16 protein-coding genes and 1 riboswitch are annotated in these 17,533 nt (G+C 41.1%); of the genes, 6 read left to right on the top strand and 10 right to left on the bottom strand.

The window, feature by feature from the left end; translation table 11 throughout:
• The first annotated feature begins 25 nt into the window (after positions 1-25).
• Positions 26-1,003 (top strand): bile acid:sodium symporter family protein, encoded by a 978-nt coding sequence (locus QUF78_RS03145; protein WP_289323527.1) that lies wholly within the window; start codon positions 26-28, stop codon positions 1,001-1,003.
• Positions 1,004-1,295: 292 nt separating this feature from the next.
• A complete protein-coding gene (locus tag QUF78_RS03140; protein WP_289323526.1) occupies positions 1,296-2,552 on the top strand; it encodes a DUF445 domain-containing protein in 1,257 nt (418 codons plus the stop codon).
• A gap of 869 nt (positions 2,553-3,421) precedes the next feature.
• Here the strand turns inward: QUF78_RS03140 and QUF78_RS03135 are convergent.
• From QUF78_RS03135 to QUF78_RS03105, 7 genes are all read right to left on the bottom strand, one after another.
• The gene (locus QUF78_RS03135) at positions 3,422-3,673 is read right to left on the bottom strand and encodes a hypothetical protein (RefSeq protein WP_053533616.1); all 252 of its coding nucleotides are present in this window, start codon (positions 3,671-3,673) and stop codon (positions 3,422-3,424) included.
• Positions 3,674-3,684: 11 nt separating this feature from the next.
• Positions 3,685-4,770: a hypothetical protein gene (locus QUF78_RS03130; protein WP_289323525.1), complete on the bottom strand. Its 1,086-nt coding sequence runs from the start codon at positions 4,768-4,770 to the stop codon at positions 3,685-3,687.
• A gap of 181 nt (positions 4,771-4,951) precedes the next feature.
• On the bottom strand, positions 4,952-5,341 hold the full coding sequence (locus QUF78_RS03125) for a hypothetical protein (protein ID WP_127777404.1): 390 nt from the start codon (positions 5,339-5,341) through the stop codon (positions 4,952-4,954).
• Positions 5,342-5,363: 22 nt separating this feature from the next.
• Complete coding sequence (locus tag QUF78_RS03120; RefSeq protein WP_289323524.1) at positions 5,364-7,283, bottom strand: ribonuclease YeeF family protein; 1,920 nt, start codon at positions 7,281-7,283, stop codon at positions 5,364-5,366.
• Positions 7,280-7,570, bottom strand: coding sequence for a YwqI/YxiC family protein (locus QUF78_RS03115; protein ID WP_289323523.1), 291 nt, complete (start codon positions 7,568-7,570; stop codon positions 7,280-7,282). The genes QUF78_RS03120 and QUF78_RS03115 overlap by 4 nt, the downstream gene beginning before the upstream one ends.
• Complete coding sequence (locus QUF78_RS03110; protein ID WP_289323522.1) at positions 7,570-7,995, bottom strand: YwqH-like family protein; 426 nt, start codon at positions 7,993-7,995, stop codon at positions 7,570-7,572. Before QUF78_RS03110 ends, QUF78_RS03115 begins: the two co-directional genes overlap by 1 nt.
• Before the next feature lie 236 nt (positions 7,996-8,231).
• Complete coding sequence (locus QUF78_RS03105; RefSeq protein ID WP_289323521.1) at positions 8,232-9,626, bottom strand: M28 family peptidase; 1,395 nt, start codon at positions 9,624-9,626, stop codon at positions 8,232-8,234.
• A gap of 272 nt (positions 9,627-9,898) precedes the next feature.
• Here QUF78_RS03105 and QUF78_RS03100 point away from each other — a divergent pair, with 272 nt between their 5' ends.
• The 3 genes from QUF78_RS03100 to QUF78_RS03090 are packed head-to-tail and all read left to right on the top strand — an operon-like array spanning position 9,899 to position 14,116.
• Positions 9,899-11,047, top strand: a complete 1,149-nt coding sequence (locus QUF78_RS03100) for an iron-containing alcohol dehydrogenase (protein WP_289323520.1) — start codon at positions 9,899-9,901, stop codon at positions 11,045-11,047.
• Positions 11,048-11,058: 11 nt separating this feature from the next.
• A complete protein-coding gene (locus tag QUF78_RS03095; RefSeq protein WP_289323519.1) occupies positions 11,059-12,681 on the top strand; it encodes a sensor histidine kinase in 1,623 nt (540 codons plus the stop codon).
• A gap of 4 nt (positions 12,682-12,685) precedes the next feature.
• Positions 12,686-14,116, top strand: coding sequence for a sigma-54-dependent transcriptional regulator (locus QUF78_RS03090; RefSeq protein WP_289323518.1), 1,431 nt, complete (start codon positions 12,686-12,688; stop codon positions 14,114-14,116).
• Positions 14,117-14,157: 41 nt separating this feature from the next.
• Here the strand turns inward: QUF78_RS03090 and adhP are convergent, their stop codons facing one another.
• Positions 14,158-15,171, bottom strand: coding sequence for an alcohol dehydrogenase AdhP (gene adhP / locus QUF78_RS03085; protein ID WP_289327214.1), 1,014 nt, complete (start codon positions 15,169-15,171; stop codon positions 14,158-14,160).
• Positions 15,172-15,465: 294 nt separating this feature from the next.
• Between adhP and QUF78_RS03080 the strand changes: the two genes are divergently transcribed.
• A complete protein-coding gene (locus QUF78_RS03080; protein WP_289318195.1) occupies positions 15,466-15,762 on the top strand; it encodes a DUF3892 domain-containing protein in 297 nt (98 codons plus the stop codon).
• Between the two features lie 84 nt (positions 15,763-15,846).
• On the opposite strand, the gene QUF78_RS03075 is transcribed toward QUF78_RS03080, so the two are convergent.
• Positions 15,847-16,659: a hypothetical protein gene (locus QUF78_RS03075; RefSeq protein WP_289323517.1), complete on the bottom strand. Its 813-nt coding sequence runs from the start codon at positions 16,657-16,659 to the stop codon at positions 15,847-15,849.
• Between the two features lie 142 nt (positions 16,660-16,801).
• A complete protein-coding gene (locus QUF78_RS03070) occupies positions 16,802-17,323 on the bottom strand; it encodes a YbaK/EbsC family protein (RefSeq protein ID WP_289323516.1) in 522 nt (173 codons plus the stop codon).
• A 159-nt stretch (positions 17,324-17,482) separates the two neighbouring features.
• Positions 17,483-17,527, top strand: a riboswitch (PreQ1 riboswitch).
• Positions 17,528-17,533 lie beyond the last annotated feature (6 nt).

The raw sequence follows: 17,533 nt of genomic DNA, 5'->3' as shown, positions 1-17,533 counted from the left end.
ATTTTAAAACATCTAGGAGGTCACTATGGGAGTAGTAGAGAAAATCAGCGGATTTGCTGGTAAAACATTTACCTTATGGGTCATTATATTTGCAGTTATTGCGTATATCTTACCTAATCATTTTGTATGGATTGGAGACTATATTGTTCCATTATTAGGAATTGTCATGTTTGGCATGGGACTTACATTATCAACATCGGATTTCAAAGAAGTTTTCCGACGTCCGAAAGAAGTGGCACTAGGGGTAGCAGGACATTTTATCATTATGCCATTATTGGCATTTGTATTAGCAATAGGGTTCGATTTGCCCAAAGAAGTGGCTGTTGGTGTTATTTTGGTAGGATGTTGCCCTAGTGGAACAGCTTCAAATGTCATGGTGTTTCTTGCGAGAGGAAATGTTGCGCTTGCAGTTGCCATTGCTTCTGTTTCCACTATTCTAGCGCCTATCGTAACTCCCCTGCTTATTCTGCTCTTGGCAAGTAAATGGGTCAATATCAGTATTGGGTCATTATTCATTTCCATAATTCAAGTGGTGATTATCCCACTGATGCTTGGATTCATTGTTAAAAAGTTTTTCGGTAAACAGGCAGAGGCAGGTGCAAAGGCTTTACCTCTAGTATCTGTCATTTCTATCGTTCTGATCGTATCAGCCGTAGTAGCTGGCAGCCAAGCTCAGCTGGCTAAAACAGGTTTGCTTATTTTTGCAGTAGTCGTTCTTCATAATGTTCTTGGTTTTTTACTCGGCTTTTTCTTTGCTCGTTTATGCGGGATGGATTTAGCTAAACAGAAAGCTGTTGCAATGGAGGTTGGTATGCAAAACTCTGGTTTGGGTGTAGCTATAGCAACAGCCCACTTCTCGCCTTTGGCCGCTGTACCTAGTGCCATTTTCAGTGTTTGGCATAATATATCAGGTTCCGTTCTAGCCTATATCTTCAGTCGTATGAAAGATAAGAAAAATGTAAGGACCGTTAAAAATAATTCGATAAAAGCAGACGCATCATAATCTTTTGGAGATGAACCAAAAACTCTTTTCATTAAATGAATAAAAAAGCCGATTGACTAAATCGGCTTTTTTTATTGTGAATCAACCATCCGCATCTTCGAAATTCAAAGGAAAATATCAATGATTGTGGTCTTATAAGTGATTTCCCCATTTCCCAATAAATGAACTTACTACCCTTGTTGGGAGTATTTTTTTGAACTACCTGCTATACTACTAAATAAAAGTAAGACATTAAACATATTGATGATTCGTTAATAGTAATTGAATTTCATTTTAAGGATGAGAGAATATAATGTCACCAAAAATAAAATCGTCTAGAAAAATTGCTAGGTATTCACTAATTATCATGGGGGCGGGTTATATTGCAACCACTCCATTTCAAGGTTCTTTACCGTTGGATTTATTACATGGAGGGTTTGAAGCAGGTCTAGTTGGAGGATTGGCAGATTGGTTTGCAGTCACTGCATTATTCCGCCATCCGCTTGGATTACCAATCCCCCATACAGCGCTTTTGCCCAACAATCGTAAAAGAATGACAAATGCACTTGTTTCGATGTTAAAAAACGACTGGCTTTCTAAGGAAAGTATTCAGGACAAAGTAAAACATATTTCTTTTACTGAGAAATTGATCCCTATTTTAGTAAAAGAGATACAAAGTGATACTTTTAGAAAAGTCCTGATTAAACTTATCAAGCAAATGATTGGTTATTTAGATATTGAAAAGATTACACCTTTCGTTGCAAAAAAAATTAAAGCATCACTTTCTAACATAGACATGAGTAAGATTCTACATTTAGTAAGTTCACAGTTACTTAACGAAGAGTTTGATAAGAAGGCTTTGGATCATGTTTTGAAAAAAGCTGAAGATTGGTTAGGAAAAAAACAAACCAGTCACCGTCTTGGCACTGTTTCCATGGATGTACTCAGCAAGATTGAACTGGAAGGTATGCTTCAGTTTGCCGTTAAATCCATTCAAAGCCTACTTAACGAAGAGAAACTTGGGAATATCATACAAAACCTGTTATTAAGTGTCGTAAATAATTTACAAAACGAGGACGAACCGAATAGAGAGGCTTTAATCTTATATATCAGGAAAGAGATACAAGGCATTAACCATAACCGGGAACTGTTAGAAGGAGTTGAAAAATGGAAAAATCAACTTCTGACAAAATGGGAGCCTGAAGCGACAATAAAGGGAAGTCTACAACAAATTCAACAAGAAGCTTTGGATTTCGTCGAAGATGAACATTTCTTGGATACGTATCTGACTCCAATGATTCATCACATACTGGACAATATTAAAGAAAATAGCACCCACATCGATCAATGGATACAGAAACAAATTACTGTTCTCATTGAAAACAATCATACGCAGATCGGCAATCTTGTACAAGAAAATTTAGATAAGCTAGACAATGAAACGCTGATTGATATGATGGAAAATGGTGTAGGAAAAGACTTACAATGGATTCGTGTGAACGGAGCGGTCTGTGGTTTTATAATAGGGCTTATCCTAACAGGTGCACAGGCTCTACTTAAGCTATTATAATTCTGGCACCTTCGATATGGTAACGGAAGAATACTGTCATTACTGAATCAACTGGGGCTGATTCGTTGCCTTTAGTTTGATACCCCTCATAAAAAAGGCCCTTAACCTCAAGGGCTTTTTAACGGGGATATTAATCTAATATATAGGGCTTCCTCTCTTCGATTATCTCCACTTCATCCCATTCCACATATTTGGAGTACGGATAACGTGTTCGTAACGTAAATCCGTTAAAACGTACTGTATGATGACTTCAAAAAATAATACAACCCTTAATTTTTATATCGTTTTTTCTCTAGTAGTGTCGTACACTGTATAAAGCCAATTACAGTGTATAAATTTAACACTTAGTACACTTATAAAATTATACGTGTACCTACTTGTTTCTAAATCAAAACGCAAAAAAGCACTCGTTGCCATAAGTGACAATCAAGTGCTTTAAGTTTGTATATTTTCTAAGTTTCTATGTTCGTTTTAAGTTTGTAGGTTTCATTGCATTGTAAAAACAATATGACAGCTTTTGTGTCTCGTGACAAGTAATACCTTTAAAACGTACGAGCTTGTGTGCATTCGTTAGTTTACTATACATTCCCTGTACTTTGTACCCCCCATACAATAAAATGTCATCTCGCCTAAGCTCGTGTGTCTTATTTTATCTTGTCGAGATATGGGGGTGTAAACACTAGCTTATGATGGTACAACCATCATGGAGTCGATTCTTGAAAATGGCCTTTTCTTTTTTTGTACACTTCAAATATGCTTTGTTTTTCAATTACCTGTACATGTTTTGCTACAAGTTCGGTCATTCCTGTATGCAAAATATAAATTGAATAATAAGTGGTGTTTTTACACTTTCCCATCTAATGCAAATTTTAATTATTAATTCTGTTATGTCTACTTAATATTAACTCATAAAGAAAATCAAATGCTTCATTTTCACTAGCAATTTCTTTAATTATATAGTGACCTCCTCTCTCTCTTGTTTTATAAACTTTCCACACTCCTTGATCATGTGCACATCCTATTACTAGCGACTCATCCGTTATAGTATCTAGTACCATAATATATTCACCAATATTTAGTTTTTCAGCTTCATATCTATTTAAGAACTCTTGTTTTGTCACGTCTAGCCCTCCTAGTATTTAGGTATAATTCCTATAATCTCTAGCATCTCACCATTTAATGGCGTTACAATTTGTTCTGCTCCACCATTCATTAACTTCTCACCTGTAGAGCTACTAGTCCAGGAAGCAGCAGTACCTTTCACTCCGTAAGTAGTATCTGTATTTCCAATAAATTTTTGTACTCTATCTTGGAAATCGTCATAATAAGCCTTAAAATCAGCAAATTCTGAATCAGAAATTGCTGTTCTTCCATTGGCCACTACAATTCGATTTAGCTCTTCAAGATTTCCACTTTTGACTGCATCAATAGATTCAAAATAAGATTCATTATTAAAATGCCCAACGTGCCTTGCAGCAGGGTTTTCTATATACGGTATTGCACGTTGATCATATGTGTATGGAATACCATTATGAGGTAAAGTGGTGAAATTCTCTCCACCTTTTCCACCTACTCTATCCCATCTTTCTGGTAACGGACTATTTCTATCAATTGGCTGGATGGATTCTTCTACAAACCCCATTTTATCTGGCCAATCCACAATCATTCTACCATTTCGACCAAACCCTTCTGGACGAAGGAATTTTGTGCCTTTAACAACAGTAACATCACCTTTTATTTCTAATGCGGCATATGCTTCGTGAATCTTTACAAGCTTCTGTTCACTCGTTAAATCATCTCGTTTTCCAATATTATTGATACTATTAAAATACTCCCCAACATTATTAAACTTAAGATCATCCGTACCCTTAGAAATACTCTCCCCTGAAACACCCTCTACTTTGCTATCCTTCACCGTGAATTTCTGATAGGCTTCTTTAATTGTCTGCTTTTCCATCATAACTTGGCGAAGGGTTGGTCCTCCTGCGAGGGATACTTGTTCCATACTTATCCGTTTAGGGATTTCTTTTTTACCGATTGCTTCACCTATATTTTTTAACGTGGTTTTTCCTGATCTCGCTATGTCTGTTATTGTAGCTTGAACCTTCTGTACCTGCTTTTGCGCAAATTCCTTGCTGTAAGGGACGAACTTTGTACCACTTGCTACTTTATCAGCGACTTTAGCCGCACCTGCCACACCGCCGATGCCAATTGCCATCAACAGCCCGTTCTGGCGCTGTTCCTCGGTTAGCTGGTTGCAAAGTGGAGCTAAAAATTGAATTGATTATAAAATTGGATTCTAGTTATAAGATATAGAAAAGCCCCTAATAAGGGGCTTTTACTATTGTCCATATTAGGGGAACAGTTCAATAAATATTAAAGGCATTTTAAACGAGGAATCAATCTAATGAATAGGGCTTCCTCTCCTCAATTATTTCAACTTCATCCCATTCTACATATTTGGAGTACATATATTTATCTGTTCTTTCAAAATCCATTTTTTTGGCAAGTTCAGTGTTGGTTGTATCCAACAGCACTTTACCTGTTTTTCCATCTTCAGATGCTGGAAACATCTCCCCCTTATATTTGGCATAAGGATTTATAGAAAATAATTCATTAACCTGATTTATATGAACCATTTTTGTGTAAATATTATTCTTATAATGAGTAAATCCATTGTCCATATCCTTTTTATCATTGCTTATTAATTCAATGAACTCTACTTTATCTGATTCTATAAACCTATATTCTTTCCCATTATATATAGTATACTCACCTTTTCTTATCATTTATATCCTCCATTACTTAGTTTTATATTACAGATGTAAACTTCTTCTCTCTACCATCAAAAATCCCGACTAATATTTCTTCGCCATTTTCAACTTTATATAATTCTGCGCCATTTTTCGGTAGGAATCTACCTTCAAATTTAAATTCAGGTATTACTTTATCATTTCTAGACCCCGTAAAACCGTTTAGTGTACATGGAGGACCATCTGTATTTAAGCCCCCAAATTTCTCCCCATATGGAACATATACATTATCTACTTTTTGTGTCATAAATTTTATAACACCGTAGGTACTTCCTCCTTCTGGAAATGGTCTTTTCCCATTCCAATCCGTATAATCTAACCTCAAACTTTCAACGAAATCATCATAAAGCTTTATATCATGAACATCTTCGGCTTTTGCAACGTAACCTCCAATTTCAGAATATGTGCCATCTAAGTATTTTTCTATATCCTGCCCTGGAATGGTTTTCTGTAAAATAGTTGTCCTTGTAATAGGTGGAACAGCTTCTCTAATTGTTTTTAATTTTTCTACTTCCAAATCCGTTAACTCATCATGCGATTTTAATTTTAATTCTTTAAACTCTGACGAGGTCATGCCCACATTTTTGAGTACATCATCTATTTTAATATTAAAGCCTTGTAGGTCCTTTAATTTTTTTGAGTCAAATTGGGTTTTAACTTTTCTACCGTTAGTTGTTTGTTCACTAATATTTTTAAGCTGTCGACTATCCACATACTTAGCCGCACCTGCCACACCGCCGATGCCAATTGCCATCAACAGCCCGTTCTGGCGCTGTTCCTCGGTTAGCTGGTTGCCGAACATGTCCTTGCCGGTGACTGCTTCGCCGAGGCCGTTGGCTGCGAGGAGTCCGTATATCCCGTATTCGGTTTTCTGGAGGAGGCTAAAGCCTTTTGTTGTTTTATAGGCATCGAGCGCGTGGTTCGCCGCGTTGAGTCCTTTGGCCGTTTTGTAGATGGCGCTGCCGCCCTTGATTGCCCGGCCGGCCCAGCCGACGACGGGGATGAATCCAGCGGCCGCCATGGCGCCGGCTGCGATTCTTTCAGCATCGGACAGCTTGCGGCCCGTTACTGGATCGACTCCGGTTGAGGCCCTGATTGAATCATAATATCCCGTGAATTCCCCTGTAAAGGTTTTTGTGGTATCCCAGGCTTTTTCATACCACGGGCGGTTTTCGAGTTCTTCCATTTCACGTTCGATTTTCTGGGCTTCGGCTTGTTGCTTTTTGAAGGTCTGATAGTCTTTCATCTGACCGGCGACTTCATCCTTCACTTGATAGACGTCACTATTCTTAAATGCCGATTGGTTGAACGTCATCGGCGAAACGTTGCCGTCCTGTTTGGTGGCATCAAGCAAGGCGCGGAAGAGGCCAACGGCCACGTTTTCCTGCCCGACGGACACATCATATTCCTCGACCAATTGCCGGTCGACATTCTCGACCTTTGTCACGGTGTCGTCCAGCCTTTGTCCGGCCAGCGTGATTTTTTCATTAAAGTCCTTTTGGTTGAACATATCAAGAGGCAGGATATCGTCAATGCTATTCAGGATCCTTTGGAGATCGTTCGCTTGTTCATCGACAAGCGACTTCGCTCGGTTAATGCCGGTCGAGACTTCGCCATCTAAAAAGGGAACCTCGACCACCGTATTTCCGGATAGGTCCGCCTCTTCCAGACTGGCTGGAATGCCTTCCAAAAAACTGATCTGGGTAGTGAATAGTTCCATCCAGGCGTCGGCCACCTCGATTTGTGCTTCATAAAAGCTTTTGATGGCTGCGGCACCGGCCCCTTGAAACTCGTTATCCAGGCCGACGATGCCCTGAAATTCCTTTTTCAGGGCTGTGACTTCCTTCTTTAGTTCTTCATATTGCTTGGCCCGCGACTTGGTTGCGGCCGTCAATGTCTTGGCTTCATATATTTTCATCGCGGCTGGTACCCATGTGAAGACGTATGGGCGATGGCTTCATCCTGTTCTTTTAATAAGTCAATGTTGGCACGGGTATCTTCCACATTTTTCTGGACGATTTTGATATATTGCTCGAAGACCTTCTCCAGGTTCGTTTCCCGGTCAATCCATTTCGAGGTGAATTCCAATTTATTGCTGCCAAGTTCGCCTGCCGGCTGATTTCCAAGCGTGACTGTACCAAGCGCCGTCTTCACCTGATCGACTTGCTTCATTACGGCAGGATGATTCAGTTTGATCGTCGTCATTAAAACAACCACCCTTTTAAATATGATATTTTACTTTCCAGTTGATCTATGACGGCTTCTCCTTTACCTATAAGTACATCCGCTTCATGAGCTATGGTGCCTGCTGCACTCAGAGCCTTTTTCTCTATATTAAGCATCATGATTTTACCGTCGATTTTCTCTTGATAGTCGTCATAATCATCATGAATGATCGTTGACATTGCCTTGTATGCATCACTGCGGGCATCTTGAAAGTCTTCTGCACGGTTTCCCGTCCAGCTTTTTGCCAAGTCTGGATTTTTAATTTTAGCAATTTCCCCCAGACAAGCGTTCTGTTCGTCTTTTATTTGTCTTTTTGCCTGCTCCAAACGATTAATTTTTTCATTCACATCGGACATTTTACTGGATAGGGCAGAGTGAATTTCACTCAATGAATTTGCATACACTTAAAAAAATCACCTCAAACATACTATTCTCATTATGCAGACTGTCATATTTTTCATAATTTTCATTATAAGGATTATAGTCTTAGAGTTAAATAGGGATAAATAAGCTATTTATGCTAGGTGTTTAGGGAATTCATCCCACACGCACCAATTCCAGAATAGACTTTTTACCTCTTTATTTCCATTTTCAAACATAAAAAGAGAGTGCAGGCTGCACCCTCTAAATATTTACTGCATTATTTAAATTCCTTTTCGTCAAATAAATGCGGAACTTTCACCTTTTTCCCTTTTTTATGATTGAGATCAGGTTTTTCAGGTTCGATTTTAGCTTGGTCATAGACAGCGGTGCCGACAATTTCAGCAACATCTTGAAGCTTTTCTTTTGAGATTTTATCAATGGTATCATCAGGAGTATGATACCAAGGTTCTGATGGACTATGGATGAATAATGCAGCGGGAATCCCAGCCTCTGCGAAAGATACATGGTCACTTCTACCGCCTTGTCCATATGGAGTCGGCTCGCCATTCAGTCTTGCACTTGATGTCTGAGCCAGCTCGGTTACAAGATTCATTTCTCCATCATTAGTTAAAATGACCAAATCTCCTGCTTCCCGGCTTCCTACCATATCCAGATTGAAGTTGGCAAGCGTCCGCTTGATATCATCATCAGAGAGATTGTCCACATAATGCTGTGAACCTAGAAGTCCATTTTCCTCAGCCCCAAAGGTGACGAAGCGAATTTCCGTATCTGTAGGAAGATTCTTCAGCACACGTGCAAGTTCAAGGGTGACGGATGTTCCTGATGCATCATCATTCGCTCCGGGTGCTCCAGCGACGGAATCATGATGTCCAGTAATATAAATGATATCGCTCTTTTTTGCTTTTATGTTCTTGGTTGCTTTTTTCGTTGCCACTACATTATAAGAGGTTTTCTCTCCGGAATAAGCTCCTTCAATTTTTAATGATGCTGTCAATTTAGCTCCAGCATTTAATTTCTCCAGCAGGGCTTCTCCATCCTTTTTGGTTATCGTGACAGATGGAATATACTTGTCATTAGCCCCTCCGAGTGTCCCGTTTAATTCCCCATCGGCATTATTGAACAGGATGACTCCCGCTGCCCCTTTTTCTGCTGCATTCAATACTTTCTCTGCAAAAGTGAGGCTGCCTCTTTGTATAAGGGCAATCTTCCCTTTAACATCGGTTTCCTCAAGTTCTTCTTTCGTTCCTAAACCGGCGTATACCACTTCACCGGATAAATTCCCATTAACTGAATAGGTTAGATGGTTCGCTTGGATTTCCCCATCAAATCCAGCAACGGACAGTTTGACCAGATTTGGGTCTGTATAAGATAAAAAATTGAACTCTTCGATGTCGGCTTCATAGCCATAAGAATTGAATTGCTTTTTGATGAATTGGACGGCCTTATACTCAGAATCCGTACCGGCCACCCGAGGTGTTTGTGAGAGGTATTCAATATTCTTGTAGATTTTGTCGACATCAATTTTCTTAACGACTTTCTTGTCCGTGGATGGCGCCTGTTGCACCTGTGATGAATGCGGCGTCGCTAAAGCGGTAGTTGTCCCGAGTGTCAATGCTGCGATTAATGTTATCGATAGAAATTGTTTTTTCATAGATTGCCTCCCAGTTTAATAGATTACCTCCATAATTTTACAATATATAGATAATACTAACTAGGTAGGTTTATCCCTATTAATGCATGTCTAAAGTAACGAATTTACAAATTAAAGAAAAAAGAAGGCCGTTTGACACGTGCCGAAAGTTCTCTACCATTTGATATTTTGTCATATTATATAAAAATACCTGGAATCCAAACAGGATTTTCGCTCTTTTTCGGGAAAATAATACAGAAGAGATTGAATTTTTACAGGGAGAAGGCGCAAAGATGTCGATAACTAAATTTGTGATGCCGGAAGTGATTTTTGGAAAAGGTTCGATTGAACAAGCCGGTGAGGCCTGCTTGCGGTTGGGTGCCAAAAAGGCGCTTATAGTCAGCGACTCTGGTGTGGCCAATGCTGGCTGGTTAGATAAAGTCATTAAATCCTGCCAAGATGCTGGTCTTGCTTTTGCTACCTTCATTGATATGACGACCAACCCGAAAGACAGGGAGATTGAAGCCGGCTGTTTGACATTTAATGAACAAGAATGCGATGCCATCATTGGTTTAGGAGGAGGCAGTGCTTTGGATGTCGCCAAAGGGGTAGCCCTTTTAGCTACGAATGGCGGCATCATCAGTGATTATGAAGGCGTTGATAAAGTCCACTCCCCCCTCCCACCCATGGTGATGATCATGACTACGGCCGGATCGGGATCAGAGGTCTCCCAGTTTTCGGTGATTGTCGATTCATTCCGCGAGAAAAAAATGACGATCATTTCAAAATCACTCGTCCCTGATATTGCAATAGTCGATCCCGGTACCTTAACCACCTTGGGTCCGGATTTGACCGCGGCTACGGGAATGGATGTTTTAACCCACGCCATTGAATCCTACGTTTCAATCGCTGCCACACCATTGACAGATGTCCAAGCTAAAAATGCGCTTTCCATCGTTTCCCGTCACTTACGCCCCTCTGTTGCATCCAGGCATAATGAGGAAGCAAAAAAAGCGATGGCGATGGCAAGCCTGCAGGCAGGACTAGCTTTTTCCAATGCCATTTTGGGAGCGGCCCATGCCATTTCACATGCCATCGGCGGCAAGTACCTCCTTCCGCATGGTGAAATCAATGCGATACTCCTTCCCCATGTTATGGAGTTCAATCGAATTGCCTCACCAAGTCGATTCAGTGAGATTGCAGACATCATGGGCATCGATACACGTGCATTGACCGAGCAGCAAGCTGGAATGGCGGCCATTCACTTCGTAAGGGAATTATCCCAGGATATAGGGGCTCCCAAGAGTTTAAGTGATGTCGGCATTACAAAGGAAATGATAGATCCCATAGGGATGACTGCCCTTGAGGATGCCTGCATGATCACAAATCCTCGTGATATGTCATTAGAACAGATTAATCATCTGCTTCTTACAGCCCTATAAGAGGTGAAAACATGAACAAACTTGAATTGATAGATTTAATGACAGGTGTAAAATCTTCAAAAAAAACGTATTACACGGAACTTAAGAAAACTGTGGATCAGCTGAAGAAGAAGAATATGCAGCTCGAAATTATGAATGACATCACTAAAAATATGAATATGGACATCGACATCCAAGAGATTCTCCGAAATGTTATTGCAAAGCTCAAGCAGCTAATTACCTTCGATGACAGTCACTTTGTCATATTGTATGAGGAAGAACCTGCCCTGCTTCACATCTGCCCCAATGGTCACTGCGAACTTGAACTTGAAATTGATTCCAATAACCCGTTACACCCATTTCAGGGTTTCTCGTCTGCTCTGAAAGATAAGCAGCCCATTCAGGTGGAAGTTAAACGGTTACCGGACTTCCCAGAAAAAGAACGACTATTATCCCTTGAGATCGAAGCACTTCTATTGGTTCCTTTGTACGGAAAAAGTAAAAAAATCGGAATATGGACTTTCGGCAGGAAGAATAAGAAAACATGGCATAAAGATGAACTGGATTTTCTTGAGCAACTATCAAATCAGCTTGCACTAACTTTGGAGAATGCCCAGCTTTATAAGGAAGTCCTTCATTCCAAGCAGGAGTGGGAGGATACGTTCAAGGCAGTTGAAGATATGATTATCGTTTTTGATCACAAAGGAACCGTCTATCAATCCAATGATTCTGCAAGGGACTTTTCCGACCTGGTTCCTTTAATTGAAAAATCTCAAAATCTGATTCAATATACCTTTTCATTCAATAAGCCAGGATTTCAAGAAATTCTCCTTCAGCATGATACCATCTTGGAAATGCATGCCTACCCGATTCAGAATGAGGAGCATCAAGTCTATGGGGTCATTGCTTATTATAAAAATGTCACCGAAAGAAGACAGATGGAGGTCCAGCTATTGCATGCCGGTAAACTTGGGGCGATCGGTGAAATGGCAGCAGGGATTGCCCATGAATTGAATAGCCCCTTAACGGCCATTCTTGGTAACTCCCAGATTTTATTACGGAAAACTCCCCAGGACAATCTGGACTATATGCTTTTGAACGATATTAAGATTTGTGGGGACCGATGCAGGCAAATAGTGAAAAGCCTGCTTACCTTTTCGAGGCAGGATGAGTATAGATTCAACTATTACTCTATTAACGAAGCCATTCATCAGGTTCTGAACCTTTTGAAGTTTCAACTGGGGAAGAAGCAAATTTCCCTTCATCTTTCCCTTCAGGAAGACCTTCCCTTCATAAAGGGCAGCCAACCTCAAATAGAACAGATCATCATCAACTTGTTATTGAATGCCAAGGACGCATTGGATGAGTCCTCTCCATCGGAAAAATCGATTTCAATCACTACCTATTCAGAAGACAAGTTCATGGTGGTACAGGTGACTGATAATGGAACGGGGATTGAAAAAGAACGCCTGCCCTTCATATTCCATCCCTTTCATACAACTAAAGACCGTGAAAAAGGTACAGGTTTGGGGCTGTCCGTAAGCCTTGGAATCGCCAAAGACCATGGTGGCAAGATCGACGTTTTGAGTAAATCAGGACAAGGAAGCACTTTTTTCCTGAGGCTTCCCTTGCAAGCAGAAGAGGAAAGGCGATGATAAGTTGATCAATTTACTTGTGGTAGACGATGAGAAAGAAGTTGGGACTTTTCTATCCCGCCTTTTTACGATGAAAGGTTACCTCGTACAAGTTGTGAATAGCGGAAAGGATTTTCATGAAATCGATTGGAATCAGCAGCGTTTTGATGTAGCAATGATAGACCTGAAGCTTCCGGATTGTGATGGCCTTTCCCTTCTGCAACATCTAAAACAACTACAGCCGCGTTGCAAGGTACTGATCATGACCGGATACAGCACCGTCAAGACCGCTGTTGATGCAATGAAACTTGGCGCGAGTGATTATATGGAAAAACCCTTTGTGGATATTGAAGTATTGGAAAAGCAAATTGACAACCTATTGAATGAAAATGAAGATTTGAATCAACATTTCATCCATAAGCTAGCCGAGGAATCAGGATTGATTGTCGGTGAAAGTACTTTAATGAAGAGTTTGATTGAAACGGCATTCAAGGTTGCCCAAAAATCAGTCAATGTATTAATTGAAGGAGAAACCGGCAGCGGCAAAGAAGTGCTTTCACGTTTCATCCACATAGCCAGCCCCCGAAACCATGAACCTTTTATCGGCATCAATTGTGGAGCGATCTCTGAATCCCTGCTTGAAAGCGAATTATTCGGCCATGAAAAGGGGGCTTTCACCGGAGCTACCCAGTTGCGAAAGGGTTTTTTCGAAATTGCAGGGAATGGTACGCTTTTCCTTGATGAAATTGCGGATGCGAGTCCCGCCATTCAAGTCAAATTGCTACGAGTGTTGGAAACACGGGAATTCATGCGGGTTGGCAGCAGCGGGACATTACGGACGAACGCCCGGTTAGTGGCGGCCTCCAATGAAAACCTGCAACAGGCAGTGGACAAAAATAAATTCCGGGAAGACCTATTTTACCGACTGAACGTCGTGACTCTGGATATCCCGCCTTTGCGCAACCGAAAAGAGGATATTCCCTTGCTTGTCCGTCACTTGATTGAGAGAAATGGTCATGGAGATATCTCTTTTTCCAATGAAGCCATTGAAAAATTACAACAATACAACTGGCCAGGCAACATACGCGAACTATCTAATGTGGTCATGCGCACGCTAACTCTTGCAGACCATAAGTCTGAAATAACAGCCAATGATATCTCGCTATCTAACAGCCAGGTCACTCCGAAGAAGAAGGAGCGTCCGAATGAGATTCAGACAACTGAAAACCTTCTTGAAGAGTGGCGAAAAAAGCTGGTGGCCGACTTTAATGAGAAAGATGAACTGATGCTAGAAGAAATCCTTACGGAAATCAAACAGCTTCAATCCACAATTGGAAAGGAACTCGTCATGCAGGCACTGCAAAAAACCTACGGCAACCGGAATGAAGCAGCCAAACGCTTGCAAATATCCATAAGGAAATTACGCTATATATTAAATGAGAAGAACCAGACATAAAAAAAGGGGGATGCCCCGTTCCAGGGCATCCTCCTCTGTTACTATTCTAGCGTCAATACGATGCGTCCATTGATTTCTCCCTTTTCCATCATTGAAAACACATCATTGATTTCATCAAGCTTCCTCGTCTCTATATTCGTTCTGACTTTACCCTCAGCCGCAAATTGAACGGCTTCCTGTAAATCTTTTCTCGTCCCGACGATTGACCCTTTTACAGTTACCCCATTTAGTACCGTATCAAAAATCGGGATCGGAAGTTCATCATTCGGCAATCCGACTACGACCAGTGTCCCGCCCCTCTTGACTGAACTGTAAGCCTGTTCGAATGCTTTTTTCGTAACCGCTACAGAAATGGCTGCCTGCACACCGCCAACTTTATCCTTAATGGCTTGTACAGGATCAGTCTTAAGCCCATTAACCGTGAAATCCGCCCCCAGTTCCGCCGCCAGATCAAGCTTATCATCTTGAATATCGACAGCAATGACATTAAAGCCCATCGCTTTCGCGTATTGAAGGGCAACATGTCCCAATCCGCCAATTCCATAAACCGCTACCCAATCACCAGGTTTTGCTTCTGATACCTTAAGCGCTTTATAAGTCGTTACGCCTGCACAGAAAATCGGTGAAACTTCCGCAAAGTCAAGCCCTTCAGGAACCTTCACCACATATTTGGCAGGTGCTTTACAGTATTCCGCATACCCCCCGTCCACGGAGTAGCCTGCATTCAATTGATCCAAGCAAAGCGTTTCCCTTCCAGTCAAACAATACTCACAATCGCCACAGGCCGAGTAAAGCCATGGGATCCCAACGCGGTCACCGACCTTCAAGGAAGTTACGCCTTCTGCCACCTTTTCTATGATGCCTACACCTTCATGTCCTGGGATAAGCGGAAGCTTGGGCTTTACCGGCCAATCGCCATGTACCGCATGTAAATCGGTATGACACACGCCACATGCTTTAATTTTCACTAATATCTCACCATAATCCAATTCCGGGATGGGTACTTCTTTTATCTCAAGTTTTTGGTTAAATTCATTGACGACCGCTGCCTTCATTGTCTTGACCTGTTGTTTTGCATTTACAGTGCTAGCCCCTTGTTTTACATTCATGATTCATATTCCTCCCTTAATTAAGTGGATATTATTTCTTACTCCACTTATATTTCTTACTCCACTTATACAAGATGCAAGTGCCATGCCAATGCAAAAAGGCCAAGACGACAGCATCCAATTTAAAAAAGTGCCGAAAATTCGGCCCATTTGGACGAATTAACGGCCCAAGTTGGACGAAATCCGGTTTGTATATTGCAGAAAAAATAGCTCACCCTATAAATGGGAGGTGTCCAAAACATGGACCAATTTGAAAAAGCTTATGAATCCTATAAACAGCAGGGAACACCGCAAGCAAACCAACTTGATTCAGCAGGAAAAGAAGAAATCATCGCCGTAAGGAAAAATGAAGAGGACAATATTATCGCCATCAAGACCAACTCCGGCCGCGAACTCGACTACCCCACTGCCCTTTCGGAAGCCAAAGCAGGCATCCTGGCCAATGTTGACGTCTTTCATAAATATGGACGTGATATATTGCGGAGTGAGCCTGATGGGATAAAAGAAAATAACCTGGATCAACTGCCGGAGTTTTGAGTTTTCGGGGAAACTGCCTGATATGGGCAGTTTTTTTCTGTCTGGAGTTAAACATTAAAAAGAACCAGCATGATAGCCGGATCCTTATTTTTCATACTGATAGGATTCAGAGATTTCGAGCAGTTGCCCACAGGACTCGACAACCTCAATGATTTCCATCCACGACATGTCCAGTCCCAGTTCATTTGCATGGGAAATCTTATCCCGTAATTTCCGGATGGCATTCGCATCCTTCTTCCCTTTACTTTTCGAAGGGATTTGGAAGAAGCACCTCAATTCTTCATCCTTATGTATGATATCGAATTTATCACTGATTTGCAGGCACTCTATTAAATTGATATCCTCATTTTTATCGATTCTCCTCCTATATAATTCGGTTGCCTTTTCTAAACGGTCTTCGCTGATCATTGGATGCCAGCTTCCGTCGCCGAATCTATCCATGATGATATCGCTCATCCTCATTTCCAATAAGGTAATGTATCCGAATATCAGCATCCTAATTGGAGGCTTTTGAAGGTCGGCATGGGTAATCAACTTTTTAATTGAATTATTCTCTAATACGAAGACCCTTGTTTTATTCTTGAAAATATGGAGCAGCTGGATTAAAGGGGTTGAATCCGAAACCATTTCCCTTGGTGAAAAGTTTCTCAAATATTCCGAAATGCTCCCTTCACCCAGTTCTTCCCTTTCGATATATCCGATGATTTCCCCTTGATCTTGCACTGCCAATATATCAAAATTCTTTTTTTCCAATGCTTTCCGAATATCCAGCGCCAGATCGTTTGTATGGCAAAACTCAAGCTCCTGGGCTATGCTCTTAACCGTGATATTTTCTTCATAAAGAGTTTTAAGACTAAGATAGCTGCTATTGCTTTTTCTTTGGCTTCCATTTAACATCTTTCACCCTCCGCTCAGGAACACTTTCTGCACGATTTTCCGCTTTAAAATTATTGACCGATATAATGCATACGGCCCCCACAAATAAAGTCCACCCAAGTGGACTTTATCCCATTCATGTGGATCTTTTTGGTACCATTAATCAAAAGCCTTCCACTGCATTACCTGCTGCCGTTTCCTCATTCCCCTCTTCATTCCAAGCCTTGCAAACATCCACCCAATCCTTTGCTCCTGAATATTCAAATAATTCCGTGGGTGTAAGTTCTATTGCAGAGTTCGTACTGCCGCATGCCGGGAACAATGACTCAAAGCGCTTCATTGATACATCAAGAAAAACAGCTAGATCGTTAGCCAGACCAAACGGACAAACTCCTCCGATGGCATGGCCGGTCTGCTCAAACACTTCCTCGGGTGACAGCATCCGTGCCTTGAAACCGAACATCTGCCGAAATTTCTTATTATCCACTTTTGCGTCCCCAGCCGCTACAACCAAAATCGCATCATGACCTTCCCCCCTAAAGGAAAGAGTTTTAGCGATCCTCGCTGGGATAACGCCGATGGTTTCTGCAGCCTCACTCACCGTAGCGCTCGATGTTTCGAACTCCATTACATCGCCTTCCCGATCCCATTGTTTAAAATGGCTTTTGACACTCGCGATAGACATATTATATTCACTCCTTTGAAGTACATATAAAAATAATATCATCCTTCATTGCCATAAATCAAAATCCTATGGATGCTTGAAAACCTATAAATTAAAACCATTCTTTACAAATTGACGAAACAAGCTTACTTGGGATACTATTAATCATCGGGCAAACGCCTATACGTGGTTCGTAACCATCCCACGATAAAAAACTAGGGAGAGAGTAAA

The sequence above is a fragment of the Peribacillus sp. ACCC06369 genome, from assembly GCF_030348945.1.
Classification (GTDB): domain Bacteria; phylum Bacillota; class Bacilli; order Bacillales; family DSM-1321; genus Peribacillus.
Note: the sequence above shows the minus strand (reverse complement) of the source record. Positions and strands in the feature narration are given on the sequence as shown.